Here is a 19,025-nt window from a genome sequence, read left to right as displayed (position 1 = left end):
TTATCACCATGGCTTTCGGGTTGCACGCTGAAAGCAGGCGTCTTGTGCACGAGCCAATACGCAACGCTGGCCAAAAGGAGGAGCGCAGCCAGTCCGAACAAATCCAGTGAATTGGTCCAGGATGATGACTTTGCGCGCCACAGCCATAAGTGCCGTTGCAACCACGATTTTCACATCGATAACGTCTTTCTGCAGGTAGACCGCGCTATTTATGAAATTCTCGATGGCGATCAAAACTGCCATGAACGCGCCGAATGTGGTCAGAATGTCTGAGATGGTCATAACGAACCTTGGCTCATCAATCCTGCGCCGATAGAGCGTCCAGGCGGCATCGACGACGCTCATGAGGATCACAACAACCATCATTATCGCCAACAACCGAACAGCCCAGTATATGATCTGTTGTAGGACTATGATTTAACGGCCTTTATCCGGTCCATGGTCGTGCCGGATCGCTTCGCCTTTCCATTGATCCGCCAGCAGTCAGGGTCGAGCCGGTATTGCTTCGCCATGTTCGGAAGTGGATCCTGAGTAAATCACTGTCGCTGGACATTGACGAGCGAGTTGTTGCGCTGGTCGAAGAAGGCTTTTCATGCCATCAAGCCGCGCGGTGCTTGCGGATATCGGCTTCGAACGCGGCGCGGATCGTACACCGTAAGAAACGAACTGGCGGGGTGATGGCGGCCCCGCATGGGCGCCCTCGACGCAGCAAGCTCGACAGCGTTCAGGTTGGCTCAGGTCGCGCATCGAGGCGGAACCGGACGTCACCATGCCGGAGTTGGCAGAGGCGCTGAAGGCGGAACACGGTCTTGTCGCGCGCGCCGACATGTTTTCAGCGGCCTTCCGAGATAGATTGTCATCGACAAAAGCGAAGCTAACGCGTCTGGTATCAAGGCATAATCAAGATGTTGAAAGGCTTTGGTTGCCCAGTTCCAATTGAAATGGGCAGGCGGAAATACTTGAACAACATTGTGCAACAAGACCACCGTTTCATCAAAAGACGATCCGTCCGATGCTGGGGTTCAAAGCCTTCGCATCAGCAGCGGCAACGTTGGACGGAATTGAAGTGGCGCACATGATCCGCAAAGGTCAATTCACGCCCGGACTCTGTCCGTTTCGCCAGTTCGCGGAACTTGCCTCTTAAATCTGCTGCTACAGCGCTTTCTCTTCTTCAAACTGAAACTTCGCAACAGAACCCCATCCAGGCAGCCTTCGAAGAAATTCGCAACACAGCCCTTTGACGCCGCCATATTCCAGTGATTGCGCAAACCTTGCGAAACGTAATGCGTGAATTCCGCAGCGCTCAGCAATCGCGTTCACCGAATGCACTGCGATTTCATTGGGGTTCTGGGTAAGATAGATTTGCCGATGCGACTTGCTCATGCGGTCAAAACGTGCGTGGATCAATCGGACAAGTGTCTCGAAATCCGTGGGCGCGGAGCGCGTAGATGACTGCCAAGTTTCGGCTTTTCGGGACATCGATTGCTCTCAAAGCATAAGGCGTCTTGTTGCTGGGTTGTACATGCGGACCATGTCGGGCGTGGGACGACGGGGCCTGGGTTTCAAGTCAATAGGTTGCGGAGCGCCGGATTGGGCGGACGCTTCGATCGCCCGCAATATGGCAACGTCAGCCAAACCTTCTTCTCCGTCTGACTCCGGTGCCATGTTTTCGAGAATACAGTCCGAGAAATATGCCGTTTGACCTGCAAACTGATCCGTCTGGGGAAACCGGTGTTCGGTCACTTCACCCGCGCGTGCAAGGCGTACAGTGGTTGGCGTTTGGAAATCGAAGGCGTTTTCCACAGCGATCTCACCTTCAGTGCCCGCGACCCGGAACATATCGAGTGGCTCAGAGGCGAAGTTGGCAATGAACTGTCCCATGCGACCCTTTGGAAACATGAGCGTGACGCCAATACTTTCTTCGACCTGGCTAAACCGGGGATCGTCCACGGCGTTTCTGATCGCCGAAACCTGCGTCGGTTCACATTCGAAGACATGGCGCACGGCGTTCAAGCAGTAAACTCCTATGTCTTGAAGAGGGCCGCCCCAATGCGACGCCAGAAGTCGATGGTTGTCTGGGCCGACCATGATCGAAAACAGCGAACTAAAGGCGCGCGGGTCACCAATGGCACCGTCCTTAATCAGCTTGAGAGCGTGCAGGTTCCCAGGTTCATTGTGCAGCCGGTACGCCGTCATGAGGAAGACACCGGCATCCTGCGCGGCTGAAACCATGGCTTCACATTCTGCGACGCTTACTGCCAACGGTTTCTCGACCAGAATGTGTTTTCCTGCCCGGGCGGCTCGGATGGTATAGTTGGCATGCATCGAATTTGGCAGCGCAATGTAAACGGCGTCGGCAACATTATCCGAAAGCATTTGGTCGTATTGCTCATAGCTGTAGATGTGTTTTATTCCATAGAAGTCAGCCAGCCTTCTGGCGCCTTCCGGGTTTCCTGTAACCAGGGCCGTCACCTCGGAGTTCTCGGCCTGAGCGGTGCCAGGCAGAAAGGCGATTTGCGATATCCAGCCGGCCCCTACAACCGCGTACCGAACAGTCATACCAGGTCTCCTTCCGCTTTCCGTGTTCCGCCGTGCAGCGGCAGGTGAATATCTTTGATCTGTAATTCCCAAAACCTGCGCCCCTCAGGTAGATTTCCGGCGATCATGGCTCGGACCGAGGCGATTGGTCTAATTCACTTGTTTTGATCGTTCGGCCTTCTGCGATCGACATCAGGCACGCGTCCGCCAACAAAAGCGCCAGGCGTCCGTCTTCGAAGCCGACAGGAACAGGGGTTCCGTTTTCAATCGCATCGACAAAGAAGCCAATCTCGGCGTTAAACGCTTCGCCATACCGTTCGATGAAGAAGTGCTGAAGGGGTGCGGATATTCCAGTTGCGTCCGCCACATGCTTTGTCATCAGGTTTTCTCGGCGATTTTCCGAGATGACCATCCCCTTCGAGCCGAATAGCTCGACCCGCTGGTCGTAGCCGTAAACAGCTTCACGAGAATTGGTTATGATGGCTTGCTTGCCCGAGGCCGTTTTCAACGTGACGACAACCGTGTCGTAGTCATCGCATTTCTGCATGAGCGCCGGGTTTACCAGTCGAGAACCTGTCGCCTGCACTTCGGTCACGTCCTCGCCCAGCATAAACCTGGCCAGATCAAGGTCATGAATCGTCATATCGCGGAAGATGCCACCGGAGGTTTCGATGTATCCATCCGGTGCCATGCCCGGATCGCGCGAGGTGATGATGACTTGATGAAGCTCTCCGATTTCGCCGTTCACTGCTGCCATTTGGGCTGCCGCGTGGCCGGGATCAAAGCGGCGAACAAAGCCCAACATGATCGGAATATCTGTGCCAGCGATTCGGGTTTTCAACGCGTCGACTCTGGCCAAAGACAAGTCGATTGGCTTCTCGCAAAGGACGGGCTTCCCGGCCTTCACGCAAGCTTCCAGCAGATCGACATGTGTCGCTGTCGGTGTCGCAATCAAGACCGCGTCAACCCCGTCAGAGACGATGGATTCTTCGGCGGACCCAAAGTTCTGGACACCGTGTTTTTGAGCGACCTCTTCCGCAGACGGTCCATGAACATCGAACACGCCCGCCAAATCGGCACGGGTATGAGCAGCGATATTGTCGGCATGCATACGTCCAATTCGACCGCAGCCAAGGACGGATATTTTCGGCAATTTGTCCTCCCAGAATTCTCTTGCAATGATCGTTGCATGACTGTTTCACTGTCAACAATCGCTTCAAAGTGCCGCGACTAGTACTTGGGAGGACAACATGGCAGTCAAAACGTGCGCCTCTTGGAGACGCGGCCGATGGAGCGATGCCTTTATGCGCAGTTCGGCGAAAACACCGAAGGATTTCGCGCACGTGGCCAGGATTGCAACGGTTCCAGCAAACAAACAATGGCAATGGCTTGGGTGTGAACGCCTGATACGAAAAATGTTATTGGCATCGCCGCTGACATCTGCATTTGGAGCCCGATTAGGGTGGACACTTTTCCCACTATGCACGCGGCTGGGAATGAAGTGATGGCAGCATGAACCGGATCGACGGGAAAATCGCGGTTGTCACAGGCGGCACGCAGGGCTTGGGGGCTGCCATTGCCCGTCTTTTTGCCGAAGCAGGCGCTGAAGGGATCGGAATTGTCGGACGTGACGTAGAAAAAGGTGGTGCCAAAGCTGCCGAAATCGCAAACGCTACCGGTGTGCCGGTCAAAATGATTGCGGCGGACCTTGGCAGAATTGAAGATGTCCTCAGGATCATCCCAGCGGCAGTAGCCAGGTTCGGTACGCTCGACATTTTGGTGAACGCTGCGGGCCTGACAGACCGGGGCAATCTTTTGAACACCTCTCCCGAACTCTTCGATCAGATGTTCGCGGTGAATACGCGCGCCCCGTTCTTCCTGATGCAGGAGACGGTCAAACAGCTTGAAAAGGACGGAAAAGGCGGGCGGATCGTCAACATTGGCTCGACGTCGTCACGGGCCGGGCAGCCGTTCATCGCGCCGTATTGCGCGTCGAAGGCCGCTTTGTCGACCTTGACCAGAAATGCGGGTTACGCGTTGATGCGCAACCGTATTCACGTCAATCAACTCGACATTGGCTGGATGGCTTCCGATCACGAAAGACAGTTGCAGCTTGAGGAATCCGGCGACCCGGATTGGGAAGTGAAAGCGAATGCCGGTCTTCCCTTTGGCCGCCTTCTTGACCCGGCAGAAGTCGCGCGCGCAGTGCTGTTCCTTGCGTCAGATGATGCAGGAATGATGACCGGCTCGGTCGTTCACTACGATCAATCGGTCTGGGGCGGTTATGACGGTCAAGCGCCGGGACCGGCAGAGAAGTTGACGCCGTAATGGGCGTTCGGGTGGGCATTATTGGCGCAGGTGTCATGGGGGCGGATCACGCCCGGATCATAGCTGAGGATGTGCCAGGCGCAGAACTGCGCGTTATCTGTGATGCCAGCAAAGACCGTGCCCGCGCGATTGGTGAAGCTTGCGGAGCAGGTGACATCATGACCGACCCGATGGCGACAATCGTCCGGTCGGATGTGGATGCCGTGCTGATCGCCAGCCCTGACGAGACACATTGCGACCTGACACTCGCGGCGATTGAGGCGGGCAAGCCTGTGCTATGCGAGAAACCGTTGGCACCATCGTCCAAGGACTGTCTGCGGATCATCGAGGCCGAGACCAGGCTTGGAAAACAGCTCACCCAGACCGGTTTCATGCGCCGTTTCGATTCGGCATACCGAGAGATGAAGGTGGCATATGATAGCGGGACGCTCGGGCGCGCAGTGATGATGCATAATTTTCATCGCAACGTTGAAGCGCCCGAGTGGTTTACCGGTCAGATGGCCATTTCCAATTCTGCCCCGCATGAGTTCGATATCGCCCGGTTCGTCCTTGGGGCCGAATACGCCGCCATCTCGGCTTTTCAGGGGGCAAGTGACGATTCAATTGCACCGGTTTTCATGGTGCTTGAGACAACAACCGGGCAGCTTGTGAATATCGAGGTCAACAACAATGCGGCCTATGGCTATGACGTTCGGGGCGAACTGGTCGGGGAAAAAGGCTCGGTAGACCTCGGCACGCCTGTTTTCGCAAAAAACAATCTTGGCCTTCAATCCGCTGAGCGCTTTGCAGAAGACTGGCGCCCGCGCTTTGCAGACGCGTATCGGCGCCAGAACAAGGCCTGGATACAAAGCATCAAAGCCGAAGAACCGGACCCCAATGCGGCAAACGCATGGGATGGCTACTGTGCAACGATCGCAGCCGAAGCAGGCGTACTTGCGTTAACTTCAGGGGTGCGTGCTAAGGTCGACACAGCCGAGAGGCCGGCGCTCTATACTTGCCAAGGTGCCGAAACGACGTGGGAGGGGGCAGCGAAATGAGCCTTTTGGAGCTCAAAAACATCACCAAAAGCTTTGGTGCGATCCATGCATTGCAAGGCGTGGATCTTGCAATCTCGCCCGGTGAAGCCGTCGGTTTGATGGGGGACAATGGCGCCGGAAAGTCAACGTTGATGAAGATCATCGCAGGGAACTTCCCACCGACATCCGGGTCCATCAATATCGAAGGCCGAGGTGTTGAATTCACAAAGCCCATCGACGCGCGGGAAGCCGGCATTGAAATCGTCTATCAGGACCTGGCGCTATGCGACAATCTCACGGCTGCCGCGAATGTGTTTCTGGGCCGCGAATTGAGGAAGAAAGTCGGCCCTTTTTCCATGCTCGACTATGCGTCGATGTACCGAAAGGCAGGCGAGTTGTTCGGCGAATTAAAGTCCGAAACGCGGCCACGCGATCTGGTACGGCAGATGTCCGGCGGGCAAAGGCAGGCCGTTGCCATCGCACGGACGCGGTTGAGCGACCCGAAACTTGTTCTGATGGATGAACCGACAGCCGCAATCTCGGTTCGTCAGGTGAAAGAAGTGCTGGCCCTTATTCATCGGCTCAAAGAGACGGGGCACGCCGTGATACTCGTCTCGCATCGCATGCCGGACGTATTCGAGGTTTGCGATCGCGTTGCGGTTTTGCGCCGTGGGTCGAAGGTTGCGGACAAATCCATCAGCGAAACCACTCCGGAAGAAGTCACCGGGCTTATCATCGGGGCGATTGAAGCAGCATGACCGACACAACAGAAAAGCAGACAGATCACGCCGCCATTGATGAAAGTATCACGCTGCGCCAGGAGGTTTCGGGTTTTGGCGCGATCATTCGGACCCAGCCGTTCTGGGTGTTGCTCGCTCTGATCGCGTTGGCCGGTGTCATGACCTTTGTCTCGGATGCCTTCATGACCGAGCGGAATATCTTCAACATTACCAGAAACATGGCCTTTTTCGGCATCATGGCACTGGGTATGTCGGCTGTGATCTGTACCGCCGGAATTGATCTCAGCGTCGGCTCGCTTGTGGGCCTGTCCGGAATTGTGACAGGGCTGATCATGCAGGCCGGGTATGGGATCGGGCTTGGGTTTCTGGGCTGTATGGCAGTCGCCGCGCTTGTTGGTCTGGTCAACGGTATCTTTGTGGCTTACCTGCGGATGCCGCCCTTCGTCGTCACTTTGGGTATGTTGTCGATTGTCGTCTCGCTGGCGCGTGTTGTCTCAAACAACCAGATGATCTGGGACTTCGGACCAGACCAGGATCTGTTCGAATGGATCGGTGGCGGAAGTATTCTTGGCATCCCAAATGTCGTCTGGGTTCTTGTTGTTCTGACGGCTGTGTTCTGGTGGGTCTGGCGCTATTCGACATGGGGCCGCTGGGTCATCGCCATTGGCGGCAACGCCCATGCCGCAAAGCTCGCTGGTATTCCGGTCGAGCGGATGCTGGTTTCGGTCTATGTCGTGTGTTCTCTGACGGCGGGCCTCTCGGCGTTCCTGTTTGTCGGCTACACGGGTTCTGTGACCAATGCCATGGGCTTTACCTGGGAACTGACGGTGATCGCAGCGACGGTGATTGGCGGTGCCAATCTGATGGGGGGCGTCGTATTCGCACTTGGCGCACCCATCGGCGCAGCTTTGATTGAGCTGATCCGCAACTCGCTGATCCTCGCGGGTATCCCCGCGCTCTGGCAGCAGTTTTTCGTGGGCCTGTTCCTTATACTCGCAGTGCTTCTTGAGCAGATACGAAATCGAGGAGGCAAATAAGAACCTTCAACTTTTACTCTTCACAAACCATTGGGAGGAAAACCATGAAGAGAATTCTGATCGCTACGGCTGTGACAGCCATCCTGGCCCCGTTTGCCGTGATGGCGGACGGCCATGCCAAAACCTTCGCGTTGGTCCCGAAGGCGATGAACAACCCGTTCTTTGACCTGGCCCGTGACGGATGCTTCAAGGCGCAGGAAGAGTTGGACGGCGTGACCTGCGAATATATCGGACCGGGTGAGCACACTGAGCTTGAGCAAATTCAGATCGTTCAGGACTTGATCACCAAAGGCGTGGACGGGATCGCCGTGGCGCCGTCGAACGCACCGGCAATGGGCAAGGTTCTGAAAGACGCGGAAGCTGCGGGTATTCCGGTTATCACCTGGGACTCGGACCTGCTGCCTGAAGACGCTGGCCTTCGAACAACCTATGTCGGAACCAATAACTACGACATCGGCGTCAACCTTGCGAAACTGGTGCAGGCCCGTCACCCCGATGGCGGCACAATCTGCCTGCAGACGGGTGGTGCGGCTGCGGCTAACCATAACGAGCGCCTGAAAGGGGCACGCGACACGCTGGCCGGTGCAGATACCGGGACACCTCCGGGCACCGCGCTGTCAGGTGAAGGCGGCTGGACAGAGGTTTCCGGCTGCCCGCTTATCACCAACGACGATGGCAATGTCGCCGTACAGGGTATGTCGGATGTTCTGGCCGCCAACAGCGACCTGACCGCCTTCCTGTCGACAGGTGCCTTCACCCAGTGGTTCGATAACGCCTATCGTTCGGCGACTGAGCCTTACAAAGCGAAAATGGATGCTGGTGATCTGACAATCGTGGTCGCCGACACTCTGCCGATGCAGCTTGAGCAGACCAAAGACGGTCTGGGCAATGGTCTTGTCGGCCAGCGTCCTTTCGAGATGGGCTACAAGTCTATGTTCATCCTGAAGGATATCGTTGAAGGCAAGTCGGTCGAAGACCCGATCTACACAGGTCTGGACGTTTGCGACAATACCAACGTGGACACCTGCGTGAACTAAGTAAACGCATCCATAACAACCAGCGGCGCGAGGTCCCTTGCGCCGCTCATTCTTTTCCGGGGTATTAAAATGCAGCATGAAGCATTGGGTGACGGCGCGGTCGCCGTAATTACCGGCGCAGCATCGGGAATTGGGTTGGCGACCGCCCAAGCCTTGTCAAAACGTGGGATGCGAATTGCTCTGGTCGATCTTGATAGCCAGCGGCTTGAGGCAGCGGCGGCGACGCTCGAAGGCCCGTCGCTATGTCAGGCTATGGATGTCTCGGATACGGACGCCATGAGGGCGCTTTCCGATCGCTGCTTTGATGAACTTGGCCGGGTCGATCTGCTGATGAACAACGCAGCAGATCGGGTGGCAGGGGGTGGCGAGGACACTCTGGAGGCCTGGCATCGCACGATGGAGATCAACTTTTGGGCGTCCGTTTATGCCGAACGCGCGTTTTTGCCCCGAATGTTGGAACAAGGACGTCCCGGCATCATCCTGAATACCGGTTCAAAGCAGGGCATCACCAACCCACCGGGCAACGTCATCTACAACGTGACAAAGTCAGCTCTGAAAACATACACCGAACAGCTTGAGCACAGCTTGCGCAACACAGAAGGCTGTCAGATTTCAGCCCATCTGCTCGTACCGGGTTTCACCATCACCGGGCCTCATAAGCCAAACCCGGGCGGGTGGAGCCCCGAGCAGCTAGTCGACTACATGTTACCCCGCCTGGACAAAGGCGATTTCTATATCGTTTGCCCGGACAATGAAGTCACCGAGGAGATGGACGCCATGCGTATGGCCTGGGCCGCTGGCGACATTATCGAAAACCGGCCCCCACTTTCGCGTTGGCATCCCGAGTGGTCAGAGAAATTCAAGACACAGTAGAAATTGGACTCACATCCGGAATCTATCCCTTTCGTCAATTTACAGAACTGATGGCATAAGCTGCGGGGTCGGTAACAATTCTTCGTTCAGTAAGAAACTGCGCAACAGATCCCCGTAAAAAACACGACGGTAAACTCAAAAGAAGGTCTCGAGCAGAGTAACGCTGCTTGGATACCATGCGCCCCTGAACAAAATCCCGACCAGGTTTTCGACCACGAAATACGGAGAGAGTCGTCGACTCTCTCCATCCATATGCGACAATGGCAGAATCGCGGCGAATGCGCCGCTCGCTACTGGCCCATCGCAATTCCGTCCCGGCGCGGGTCGGCTCCTCCAAAGAGTTTCTGATCCCGGATCGAAATCGCGGCGAGCCCGCTCCGCAGCGCTCTGGCGCGCGCACAATTGTGGTTCAGGTCGCCTTCCAGCCCAGCCAGCAGGTCGGCCAGGGCTGTGTCGTCCTCGATTTCGGCGCGGGGTTGGGCGATGCCTTCATCATTGCACTGGCTGGTAATCCCCTGACCCGAGATATTGGGGCGGTTGATTGCCTCCTGTGCGTTCAGGTCATCCAGAACAACGCCCAGAATCACCTTCAGAGTGTAATCCGGGATCGGGCCGCCCCCCGCCGCTCCAACGACAAGTTTCAACGCACCATTCTCATCCAGTACGATTGTGGGCGTGATCGAGGTGCGCGGCTTTTTCCCCGGCTCCATCTGGTTTACGAGCTGACCCGCCGAGATCGACTTTGGCCGGCTGAAATTTGAAACCACGTTGTTTAGGCTGATCCCACGGGCCACCATCTGCGACCCGAACGTTGTGTTGTTCGTTGTCGTCATGGACACGGCATTGCCATACTGATCTACAATTGCGACGTGGCTGGTGAAATCCTCGGCCGGTGTGGCCTCGAACCCGGGCACAATCGTCGTATTGGCCTCGGTCGGGGAATAGTCCTTGAAGCGGGTGTCAAGATACTCATCCGTCAACAATCTGGCCGCCGCCTGTTCGACGCCGGGGTTGAAATCCGGATCACCAATGTTTTCGCGCCGGTCGAATTGCGTCAGGCGGCTGGCCTCAAGCATCAGGTGGGTGTAGTCGAGATCGCCGAAGGTCATCTGTTCGATGCCACCGCGCGAAATCAAGCCTATCATTTCGTGCAGGGCGACACCGCCGAAAGAGGGCGGCGCAGCGGAACAGATCGTGTGTCCGAACGCTTCCTTGCAGATCGGTGTGCGTTCCACCGACTGGTAGTTGGCGAAATCGGCGCCGGTCAGACGGCTGGAGATAATCGCCGACCCTTCGTCCGTGTGTTCGGGGCGGCAGATATCCGAAGTGACGCGGTCCAAGATGGCCGGGGCGATGGTTCCGTCGGGATCGTAGAACGCCTCGACACCTCCGGCTGCGACTTCTCGCATCACCTCAGCGATTTCAGGGTTCGTGATGGTGGTGCCTGCGGGGATCGGTGCCCCGTCAACGCAATACCGGGCGGCCAGATCGGGATAGTCGCACCGGGACAGGCCCCGTGTTTTCTCTCCCAATGTCGTATTCATGTAGGCGGGCATGGCAAAGCCGTTTTCGGCCAGTTCGATGCCACTCTCAAACAGGTCGGCCCAAGGGGTCTTGCCATAGATCTGATGCACCTGATCCAGCACTTTCAGCGCCCCGGGCACCCCAAAGGCCCGCCCGGTCACTTCAACGTGCGAGTTGAACTCATCCGTGCCGCACTGCGCTATCTCATCGTCAAATGGGGTGCGCAGCCCTGCGGTCGCGGCTTCGGCACCTTTTGAAAGACCCTCGAAATATCGCACCGTCCCGGAGCTTTTGTCGAAATACATCACAATGGCCCCGCCCGCGATGCCAGAACCCTGGGGCTCGACCACCGACAAGGCCGCCTGCACCGCCACTGCGGCATCAATCGCCGTGCCGCCGTTTTTCAATACATCGCACCCGGCCTGCACCGCCGCCGGGCTGGCAGCGGCGACCATGAAATCCTGACCTTCGACTGACGCGGCACGGGTTGGGTCAGAGTTGTTCACACAGGCGCTGGCACTGGCAGCGCCCGCACCGATCACGGCGCAGAAGGCACCTGTGGCAAAAGTTGTTTTACAGGACGGCATTACTCTGTTCCTTCCTTTTGGTACAATGAAATTAGACGACGGTTCCTTCCCAGCACGACAGCGGACACAGAGCTGTTTCTTTCGGTCACGGTGATGTCGGGCGTGGTGGTCCATTCATTAGAAATTTGAGTTCAGACGCACGGACCGAATAAGCCTCCTTTGCGAATCTGATACCCATAGAACTAAATATCCTTCGGTCGGTTCGAAATCTTATTTTGATACCAGAGCTCACTATAAGTTCGCCTTATGATCCATGCTTTGCGCTGCCGCAGTGTCAGGCGACAGGGCCCGCAAGAGATCGGCTCGGCGACCTGCAGAGGAGATGATTGCACTGACCAGCAGCGCCCGGAAACACGACTGTCCGGTCTGGTTCTCGCGACAAGTCCTTACCGAGGTGGTTCGGCAACGCTGCTTCGTGTCACGATCCTATGATCCAGAAACACCGGGCCAGCGGGCGGGGGGCTTTTGTCCAAAAGCTCCAACAGGATACCCATCGCGCGTTGGCCTATCAGGTTTCGCGCCTGATGCACCGTTGTTAAATCGGGCTGGAAAATGCGAGAAAACGGTACGTCGTCAAAACCCATGACGGATATCTGTTCAGGGACTGAGTATCCCTGTTTTTGAAGGCCCCGGATAACGCCCATGGCGGATTCATCGTTTGCGCAGAACGCAGCGGTGGTATCCGGATACTGTGCGACCAGGTGATCCGCTGCTCGCTCTCCATCGCCGTAGGTAAAGCCGCCGGGACTGAAGCGGATGTGATCCGTCAGACCGGCTTCTGTCATCGCCTGAACATACCCGGCGCGCCGGTCATTGGTCAGCGCGTTGCCTTCGGGTCCGGTGACATGCGCGATCCTACGATGCCCTTGCGCAAGTAGATATTGCGTTGCATCGAACGCCGCTTTCCGGTTGTCGGTCCCGACATGCGCGTAACCTGCGTCCTCCAGACGTTCCGAGATTGAGACGACCGGAGTATCCTCTGGCAGCATCCCTTCCGGGGGGGCGGTTCCGTTCAGGATCAAGGCCCCGTCCGCGCGCCCGTTGCGCAGGTTTTCCAAGATCTTCGCATAGCGTGCGTCGTTCCCGTTGGTGTTGCCGATCAGGATCGTCAGATTGGCGCGGGTTGCAACTTCTTCGATGCCGGACAGGATTTTGGAAAAGAAAGGGTTGGAAATATCCGGCAGGATGACCAGCACCGTACCCGACCGGTTGCGCCGCAGCATCTGCGCGGCGGTATTGACGCTGTAACCAGTTTCCGAGACCGCCGTGAACACCGCGTCGCGCGTCTTTTTGGAAACGATATCAGGCGATTGCAGCGCCCGGCTTACTGTGGCGGTTGAGACTCCGGCCACCCTTGCAACGTCCCGAACCGTGGGCCTCTTGTTCGAATTTCTTGTCATGCCGACGACCTATAGCAGCAAAAATCGGAAAATGTAATGGTTTACATGGACAATGAAATCGATTACATAGATTCGTATCGGCAATACTTCAGAACTTCCTGGGAGGGGACATGAAGCTGGGTGTGAACTTGCTCTGCGTCGGTGGGTTGATCGACAAGGCGCAGTTGGAGTTTTGCCAGCTCGCTGTCGAGGCAGGGTATGACGGAGTTGAGATTCCAGTCCTTGAGGGGTCCGCTGATCACTATGCCTGGCTGGGGTCCGAACTGGATAAGCTGGGGCTGGAACGGACCTGCACGGCGATTATCCCCGATCCTGGCGCGGACCCCACCAGCGCCGACCCGGATATCCGGGCGGGTGGTGTTGCCCATCTGGGCTGGATACTGGACTGCGCGACAGCGCTGGGGGCCCAAACCATTGGCGGGCCTTTTCACGCGCCAATCGGGCATTTCACTGGCAGTGGGCCAACCGCTGATGAATGGCAGCGCGGGGCAGAGGCGCATCACCGGATGGCTGAAAATGCGGCGGAGCGGGGAATGCGTCTGGCGCTGGAACCTTTAAACCGGTTTGAAACTCATTTCCTGAATACCACCCAGCAGGCAGCGCAATATTGCGAACTGGTTGATCATCCCGCTTTCGGGATCATGTACGACACATTTCACGCGCATATCGAAGAAAAGGACCAGGCGCAGGCGATTGCCGCGCTCTCAGGCCGGATCAATGTGCTGCACATCTCGGAAAATGACCGCGGCACGCCCGGGACGGGGCAGATCGACTTTGGCACGATCTTTTCCGCCGTGAAGAAAACAGGGTTTGACGGCTGGGTCGTGATGGAGGCCTTTGGTGCGGGCGTTCCCGAACTGGCCGCCGCGACCCGCATCTGGCGCCCGATGTTCGAAGATCACCCGCAGCTATTCCGCGACAGCGCCGAATTCATCCGCAAAACGTGGGCGCAGGCATGAGCAGTGACGTCATCTTTGAGATGAAGGGGATCACCAAGGTTTTTCCGGGGATCAAGGCGCTGGACGCGGTCAGTTTCTCGGCGCGTTCGGGCGAGGTTCATGCGCTGGTCGGGGAAAACGGCGCGGGCAAGTCCACGCTGATGAAAGTACTGTCCGGCGTCTATCAGGCGGAAGAGGGCGACATCTTTCTGCGTGGTCAGAAGGTGCGGTTTCAACACCCGCTGGAGTCGCTCGCCCAAGGGGTAAGCGTGATCTATCAGGAGTTTTCGCTGCTGCCCGACCGAACGGTGGCGCAGAATATCTTTCTGGGTCGTGAACCCACCCGTCAATGGGGGTTGCTGGATACCGACAGAATGCGGTGCGAAACGCAGGACGTGCTGGCGCTGTTCGGGGATCGGCATCGGTTCGGCCCGGACACACAGGTCAGCGATCTGGACGTCGCACAACAGCAGATGGTCGAGATCGCCAAGGCGCTGTCACTGAACGCGCAGGTCATCGTCATGGATGAACCGACAGCTGCTCTGAACGACACGGAATGTGACCTGCTGTTCCAACTGGTCGATGATCTGCGTGGGCAGGGGCGCTCGATTGTTTATATCACCCACCGGATGCGCGAAATCCGTCGTTTGGCCGACCGGGTCACCGTCATCAAGGACGGCAAGGTCGCAGCGGCGTTCGACCACGTCCCCGAAACCGGCCAGATCGTCGAGGCGATGGTCGGGCGTGACATCGGCCATTTCTACCCTGAACCCGCGACAACGGATGACGTTGGCGAGGCTGTTCTGACCGTGCGTGGCGGCGGCAATGATCGCCTGTTCGACATTGATCTGGACCTGCGCGCCGGTCAGATCACCGGGTTTGCCGGAGTACAGGGTGCGGGCCGCACGGCGCTGGCGCTGGCTCTGTTCGGTGCGGAACCATTTGAAACGGGCGCGGTGACGGTTGAGGGCAAACCGGTCACCCTGACCAATCCGCGCAACGCGGCCAAGGCCGGGATCGCAATGCTGCCCGGTGACCGCAAGGCCGAGGGGCTGATGCTGATGCAATCGGTGCGCGACAACGGCATGATCTCGGCGCGGGCGTTTTCCGGTGCGTTGGGTGCGCCGAACAAAACGCCGATTGCGTCGCTGGAACAGATGGATGAGTTGTTCGATGCCTTCGATCTGCGCGCTGCCAATTATGAGGTCGAGATTCAGTCTCTGTCCGGGGGGAACCAGCAAAAGGCCATCGTTGCGCGCTGGCTGTCGCTGGCCCCGAAGGTGCTGATTTTTGTCGAACCCACCCGCGGCATCGACGTCAATACCAAGGCCGGGATCTACGCTCAGATGCGCAAACTGGCGCAAGAGGGAGCGGCGGTGATGGCGATCTCGTCCGATCTGCCCGAGGTGCTGGGAATCTCGGACCGGGTGCTGGTGATGAGCGACGGCAAGATCGTTGCCGAATTCGGCCATGGTGCCAGCGAGGCCGAGGTGATGCACGCCGCCACCGAAGCTCACCTTGAGTTGGAGGGCGCATGAGACGGCCCCGTAACTTTGCTGCGCTGGCCCCGTTCCTGCTGCTGCTTGCGGCACTGGCGGTATATGTGGGTATCGCTGTTACAACCGGACAGACTCAGTATTTGACCGCAGAAAACCTGCTCAGCCTGTTGGGGCGGTCCATCGCGTTGGGGATCACGGCGATCGGGCAGACCTTCGCCATTCTCATCGCCTCGATTGACCTGAGCGTGGCCAACCTGATTTCGGTCTCGGCGGTGCTGGCTTCGTCGATCATGTCGGGCGATCCAGCGATGATGCTGCCTGCGGTTGCCGCCGTTCTGGCGGTGGGTGTTGTGGTTGGCCTGATCAACGGGCTGGTGATCACCCAGTTCGAGGTCAACCCGCTGATCGCGACCCTTGGTATGGCGCTGATCCTGCAAGGGCTGCTGAGCGCCACGTTCAACAATTTCGCCGGAGAGGTGCCCGAGGAGTTTCAGGTCTTTGCCTATGGGCAGGTCGGCGGTGTCTCGATAAGTCTGATTTTCCTAATCGCATTGACCGTGGCTGCTTGGGTGTTCCTGCGGTTCACCCGCGAGGGGTCGAATATTTATTCGGTCGGTGGCAACCCAGATGCGGCCAAGCTGGCCGGAATGCGCACCACTCGCGTGGTCATCATGGCGCATGTGATCTGTTCGGTCTGCGCCACCATTGCGGGTCTGTATCTGGCCAGCCGCTTGCGCTCGGGCGCGCCGTGGATCGGGCGGGACGGGGTTTATGATCTGGAGTCCATCGCTGTGGTGGTCATCGGTGGCACCGCCCTGTCCGGCGGACGCGGAGGGGTCTGGGGCACGCTGATGGGGGTCATGATCTTTTCGCTGATCGACTCGATCTTCAACATCGCGGGCGTCGATGCCTTTGCCAAACAAATCCTGCGCGGGGTCATCATCGTGGCCGCAGTCGCCGTCTACGCCGCCCGCAGCCGGAGGATCGAGGCATGATGGCACGGCTGAAGCAGATCAACCCGGTCTTTCTGGTGCTGGCGCTGCTGTTTGTGGCAATCGCGATCCTGTCTCCCTATTTCCTGCAACCGACCGGGTACATGAACTTTCTCAAGCGCGCCGCGCCGATTGCGATTCTGGCGGTGGGGCAACTTTACGTCATCAACTCGGGCGGGTTCGACCTGTCGGCGGGGGCTTTGGTGACGTTGACGGTGATCGGCAGTTCGATCCTGCTGGATGGCGAAGCCAGCGCGACGTGGTGGGTGATCCTCGTTATGCTTGGCGCTGGCGTGATCGTGGGGACGGTGAACGCGTTGGTGGTGTCGTGGCTCAAGGTGCCGTCGATCATTGCCACGCTGGGGATGATGATCACGCTCAGCGGGATTGCCTTGGCATGGTCGGGCGGAGCGCCGCGTGGATATCTGCCCGAGAACTTCCGGTTCTTCGGACGCTATCTGATCAAGGACCTGCCGCTGATCAAAATCCTGCCCGTTGCGGTGATCGTGATGGTCGTGGTCTGTGCCGCGATGTGGTGGCTGATGCACCGCACCAATTACGGCAAGCGCCTGATCGCCATGGGCGACAATCCCAAAGCCGCATTGCTGGCCGGAGTCCCACTCACGGAAACGCGGATTGTCGCCTTTGTCATGTCGTCGGTCTCGGCCGTCATCGCCGGGATCTTGCTGGGCGGTTTTGCGGGCGTCTCTACCGATGTGGGCGTAGGGCTTGAGCTTCAGGCCATCACAGCCGCCGTCATCGGCGGGGCGCAATTGCTGGGCGGGCGCGGCACCGTGGGGGCCACCATTGCGGGCGCACTGGTGCTTCAGGCGATGTTCACGCTGCTCAACATTCTGGGCTTTCCCAAACCCATCCGCGACGTGGTGCAGGGACTGATTTTGATCTCGGCGGTGGTGATCGCCGGATACCGACGACGCCGATCCGGGGGATAGGCGCCCATTAACTATACAGAGGAGGAAACAAGAATGATGAAGATAATGACAGCAACCGCGCTGACTGCGCTTATGGTCGCTCTGCCCGCACAGGCGCAGAATTTCGATGACCCGGTCGAGTTTGCCAAGCAAAAGGACATGCTGGGCGGAGCCGCCAATGGTGATGCGGCGACCCCGTGGCTGCAGCACTATGGCGACGTGATGGCCGATACCTCGGGCTTCAAGAAAGACGGTCCCCATACGATCTGCTTCTCGAACGCAGGCGTGAATAACCCGTGGCGCGTGGTCGGCTGGAACACCATGCAGGCCGAGGTCGAACAACATGACAGCATCGCCGAGTTCGTGGTGACCGATGCCGAAGGCTCGGACGACAAGCAGATCGCCGATATCGAAGACCTTCTGGCCGGTGGCACCTGTGACGCCCTGATCGTGTCTCCCAACACGACCGCAGCCCTGACCCCCGCTGTGGAAAAGGCCTGTGAGCAACTGCCCGTGATCGTGTTTGACCGGGGCGTGAACACCGATTGCCCGGTTACGTTCATCAAGCCGGTCGGTGGCTATGGCTTTGGCATCCAGTCCGGTGAGTTCATCGCCGCCAATGCGCCCGAAGGCTCGGACGTGCTGATGCTGCGCATCCTGCCCGGCGTGGACGTTCTGGAAACCCGCTACTCGGCCGCCAAGCGTATTCTGGAAGAGGCCGGTCTGAACATCGTCGGTGCTGAATTCACCGATGGCGACCGCGCCAAGACCAAAGCGATTGTCGAGGATTACATTCAGCGCGGCAACCAGCTGGGCGCGGTCTGGATGGACGCAGGCGCAACCTCGGTCGCGGCGATTGAGGCGTTCGAGGATATGGGGCTGGACGTGCCGATTGTCACCGGCGAAGACCAGCAGGATTTTCTGCAGAAATGGCAGGAGATCGGCATGAACACCATCGCGCCGACCTACCCGACCTATCAGTGGCGCACGCCGATTCTGGCGGCTCTGAAAATTCTGGATGGTGAGGCGATCCCCGGACCGGAATGGAACCTGCCGCAGCCGGCGATCACCAACGACAATCTGGCCGATTTCGTGAACCCCTCGATGCCGTCGCTGCACTATGCGGGTTGCGGCTGCGAAGATATGCCGGGTTACCCCGAGCGCTGGGGCGGCAAGTAATCGCCGGAACCCGTCAGGCCCCGGTCGGGGCCTGACAAACTGGATTTTCAAGGGAGGCTGATATGCCGGGTGCGATCAAGGGACCGGGGCTGTTTTTGGCTCAGTTTGCGGATGATGCGGCTCCGTTCAATTCGCTGGGCTCGATTGCGGAATGGGCTGCGGGTCTGGGGTATAAGGCGGTGCAGATCCCGACGTTCGATGGGCGCTTGTTCGATCTGGACAAAGCCGCAGACAGCCAGACCTATTGCGATGAGATCGTGGGCACCTGCCGCGAGGCAGGCGTTGAAGTCAGTGAGCTGTCGACTCATCTGCAAGGCCAGCTGGTCGCCGTTCATCCCGCTTACGATCTGGCCTTTGATGCTTTTGCGCCAGACACCGTCCACGGCAATCCGAAGGCGCGGCAGG

The 19,025-nt window shown here is 58.1% G+C and carries 17 protein-coding genes and 2 pseudogenes; 13 read left to right on the top strand and 6 right to left on the bottom strand.

Annotation, left to right across the window (positions count from 1 at the left end):
* Positions 1-3 precede the first annotated feature (3 nt).
* Positions 4-378: a phosphate-starvation-inducible PsiE family protein gene (locus ACR0K4_RS19855; RefSeq protein ID WP_480855424.1), complete on the bottom strand. Its 375-nt coding sequence runs from the start codon at positions 376-378 to the stop codon at positions 4-6.
* Positions 379-950: 572 nt separating this feature from the next.
* Here ACR0K4_RS19855 and ACR0K4_RS19850 point away from each other — a divergent pair.
* Positions 951-1,144, top strand: a pseudogene (locus ACR0K4_RS19850) (DDE-type integrase/transposase/recombinase); the annotation flags it as partial.
* Between the two features lie 8 nt (positions 1,145-1,152).
* Here ACR0K4_RS19850 and ACR0K4_RS19845 read toward each other — a convergent pair.
* The 3 genes from ACR0K4_RS19845 to iolG form a co-directional block, all read right to left on the bottom strand.
* The gene (locus ACR0K4_RS19845) at positions 1,153-1,479 is read right to left on the bottom strand and encodes a hypothetical protein (protein WP_480855422.1); all 327 of its coding nucleotides are present in this window, start codon (positions 1,477-1,479) and stop codon (positions 1,153-1,155) included.
* Between the two features lie 9 nt (positions 1,480-1,488).
* Positions 1,489-2,559 (bottom strand): Gfo/Idh/MocA family protein, encoded by a 1,071-nt coding sequence (locus ACR0K4_RS19840; RefSeq protein ID WP_480855464.1) that lies wholly within the window; start codon positions 2,557-2,559, stop codon positions 1,489-1,491.
* Positions 2,560-2,662: 103 nt separating this feature from the next.
* Positions 2,663-3,691, bottom strand: a complete 1,029-nt coding sequence (gene iolG / locus ACR0K4_RS19835) for an inositol 2-dehydrogenase (protein ID WP_480520837.1) — start codon at positions 3,689-3,691, stop codon at positions 2,663-2,665.
* 359 nt (positions 3,692-4,050) lie between these two features.
* Between iolG and ACR0K4_RS19830 the strand changes: the two genes are divergently transcribed.
* From ACR0K4_RS19830 to ACR0K4_RS19805, 6 genes are all read left to right on the top strand, one after another.
* Entirely contained in the window at positions 4,051-4,866 is an 816-nt protein-coding gene (locus ACR0K4_RS19830) for an SDR family oxidoreductase (protein WP_480855420.1), read from the top strand.
* Complete coding sequence (locus ACR0K4_RS19825; RefSeq protein WP_480855418.1) at positions 4,866-5,903, top strand: Gfo/Idh/MocA family protein; 1,038 nt, start codon at positions 4,866-4,868, stop codon at positions 5,901-5,903. Before ACR0K4_RS19830 ends, ACR0K4_RS19825 begins: the two co-directional genes overlap by 1 nt.
* Positions 5,900-6,640 (top strand): ATP-binding cassette domain-containing protein, encoded by a 741-nt coding sequence (locus tag ACR0K4_RS19820; RefSeq protein ID WP_480855417.1) that lies wholly within the window; start codon positions 5,900-5,902, stop codon positions 6,638-6,640. Before ACR0K4_RS19825 ends, ACR0K4_RS19820 begins: the two co-directional genes overlap by 4 nt.
* A complete protein-coding gene (locus tag ACR0K4_RS19815; RefSeq protein WP_480855415.1) occupies positions 6,637-7,659 on the top strand; it encodes an ABC transporter permease in 1,023 nt (340 codons plus the stop codon). Before ACR0K4_RS19820 ends, ACR0K4_RS19815 begins: the two co-directional genes overlap by 4 nt.
* A gap of 44 nt (positions 7,660-7,703) precedes the next feature.
* Positions 7,704-8,696 (top strand): sugar-binding protein, encoded by a 993-nt coding sequence (locus ACR0K4_RS19810; RefSeq protein ID WP_480855414.1) that lies wholly within the window; start codon positions 7,704-7,706, stop codon positions 8,694-8,696.
* Between the two features lie 69 nt (positions 8,697-8,765).
* Positions 8,766-9,569: an SDR family NAD(P)-dependent oxidoreductase gene (locus ACR0K4_RS19805; RefSeq protein ID WP_480855412.1), complete on the top strand. Its 804-nt coding sequence runs from the start codon at positions 8,766-8,768 to the stop codon at positions 9,567-9,569.
* A 290-nt stretch (positions 9,570-9,859) separates the two neighbouring features.
* On the opposite strand, the gene ACR0K4_RS19800 is transcribed toward ACR0K4_RS19805, so the two are convergent.
* Together ACR0K4_RS19800 and ACR0K4_RS19795 are read right to left on the bottom strand one after the other, a co-directional pair.
* A complete protein-coding gene (locus ACR0K4_RS19800; RefSeq protein ID WP_480855411.1) occupies positions 9,860-11,680 on the bottom strand; it encodes a gamma-glutamyltransferase family protein in 1,821 nt (606 codons plus the stop codon).
* A 386-nt stretch (positions 11,681-12,066) separates the two neighbouring features.
* Positions 12,067-13,080 (bottom strand): LacI family DNA-binding transcriptional regulator, encoded by a 1,014-nt coding sequence (locus ACR0K4_RS19795; RefSeq protein ID WP_480855410.1) that lies wholly within the window; start codon positions 13,078-13,080, stop codon positions 12,067-12,069.
* A 110-nt stretch (positions 13,081-13,190) separates the two neighbouring features.
* On the opposite strand from ACR0K4_RS19795, the gene ACR0K4_RS19790 reads away from it, so the two are divergent.
* From ACR0K4_RS19790 to ACR0K4_RS19765, 6 genes and pseudogenes are all read left to right on the top strand, one after another.
* Positions 13,191-14,039 carry a sugar phosphate isomerase/epimerase family protein gene (locus tag ACR0K4_RS19790; protein WP_480855409.1) on the top strand — a complete coding sequence of 283 codons (849 nt, stop codon included), beginning with the start codon at positions 13,191-13,193 and terminating at the stop codon, positions 14,037-14,039.
* Positions 14,036-15,556, top strand: a complete 1,521-nt coding sequence (locus tag ACR0K4_RS19785; RefSeq protein WP_480855408.1) for a sugar ABC transporter ATP-binding protein — start codon at positions 14,036-14,038, stop codon at positions 15,554-15,556. The genes ACR0K4_RS19790 and ACR0K4_RS19785 overlap by 4 nt, the downstream gene beginning before the upstream one ends.
* Positions 15,553-16,512, top strand: coding sequence for an ABC transporter permease (locus ACR0K4_RS19780; RefSeq protein WP_480520816.1), 960 nt, complete (start codon positions 15,553-15,555; stop codon positions 16,510-16,512). Before ACR0K4_RS19785 ends, ACR0K4_RS19780 begins: the two co-directional genes overlap by 4 nt.
* Positions 16,509-17,462, top strand: coding sequence for an ABC transporter permease (locus ACR0K4_RS19775; RefSeq protein WP_480520814.1), 954 nt, complete (start codon positions 16,509-16,511; stop codon positions 17,460-17,462). Before ACR0K4_RS19780 ends, ACR0K4_RS19775 begins: the two co-directional genes overlap by 4 nt.
* 33 nt (positions 17,463-17,495) lie before the next feature.
* A complete protein-coding gene (locus ACR0K4_RS19770) occupies positions 17,496-18,620 on the top strand; it encodes a substrate-binding domain-containing protein (protein WP_480855407.1) in 1,125 nt (374 codons plus the stop codon).
* Between the two features lie 62 nt (positions 18,621-18,682).
* A pseudogene (locus ACR0K4_RS19765) lies at positions 18,683-19,025 on the top strand (sugar phosphate isomerase/epimerase); the annotation flags it as partial.

The sequence above is a fragment of the Ruegeria sp. K11 genome, from assembly GCF_056531905.1.
Note: the sequence above shows the minus strand (reverse complement) of the source record. Positions and strands in the feature narration are given on the sequence as shown.

Bases quoted from the DNA above. Each gene is read 5' to 3' on its own strand.
- ACR0K4_RS19845 (WP_480855422.1), bottom strand. From the start codon at position 1,479: ATGTCCCGAAAAGCCGAAACTTGGCAGTCATCTACGCGCTCCGCGCCC.
- ACR0K4_RS19840 (WP_480855464.1), bottom strand. From the start codon at position 2,559: ATGACTGTTCGGTACGCGGTTGTAGGGGCCGGCTGGATATCGCAAATC.
- ACR0K4_RS19830 (WP_480855420.1), top strand. From the start codon at position 4,051: ATGAACCGGATCGACGGGAAAATCGCGGTTGTCACAGGCGGCACGCAG.
- ACR0K4_RS19825 (WP_480855418.1), top strand. From the start codon at position 4,866: ATGGGCGTTCGGGTGGGCATTATTGGCGCAGGTGTCATGGGGGCGGAT.
- ACR0K4_RS19820 (WP_480855417.1), top strand. From the start codon at position 5,900: ATGAGCCTTTTGGAGCTCAAAAACATCACCAAAAGCTTTGGTGCGATC.
- ACR0K4_RS19815 (WP_480855415.1), top strand. From the start codon at position 6,637: ATGACCGACACAACAGAAAAGCAGACAGATCACGCCGCCATTGATGAA.
- ACR0K4_RS19810 (WP_480855414.1), top strand. From the start codon at position 7,704: ATGAAGAGAATTCTGATCGCTACGGCTGTGACAGCCATCCTGGCCCCG.
- ACR0K4_RS19805 (WP_480855412.1), top strand. From the start codon at position 8,766: ATGCAGCATGAAGCATTGGGTGACGGCGCGGTCGCCGTAATTACCGGC.
- ACR0K4_RS19800 (WP_480855411.1), bottom strand. From the start codon at position 11,680: ATGCCGTCCTGTAAAACAACTTTTGCCACAGGTGCCTTCTGCGCCGTG.
- ACR0K4_RS19795 (WP_480855410.1), bottom strand. From the start codon at position 13,080: ATGACAAGAAATTCGAACAAGAGGCCCACGGTTCGGGACGTTGCAAGG.
- ACR0K4_RS19790 (WP_480855409.1), top strand. From the start codon at position 13,191: ATGAAGCTGGGTGTGAACTTGCTCTGCGTCGGTGGGTTGATCGACAAG.
- ACR0K4_RS19785 (WP_480855408.1), top strand. From the start codon at position 14,036: ATGAGCAGTGACGTCATCTTTGAGATGAAGGGGATCACCAAGGTTTTT.
- ACR0K4_RS19780 (WP_480520816.1), top strand. From the start codon at position 15,553: ATGAGACGGCCCCGTAACTTTGCTGCGCTGGCCCCGTTCCTGCTGCTG.
- ACR0K4_RS19775 (WP_480520814.1), top strand. From the start codon at position 16,509: ATGATGGCACGGCTGAAGCAGATCAACCCGGTCTTTCTGGTGCTGGCG.
- ACR0K4_RS19770 (WP_480855407.1), top strand. From the start codon at position 17,496: ATGATGAAGATAATGACAGCAACCGCGCTGACTGCGCTTATGGTCGCT.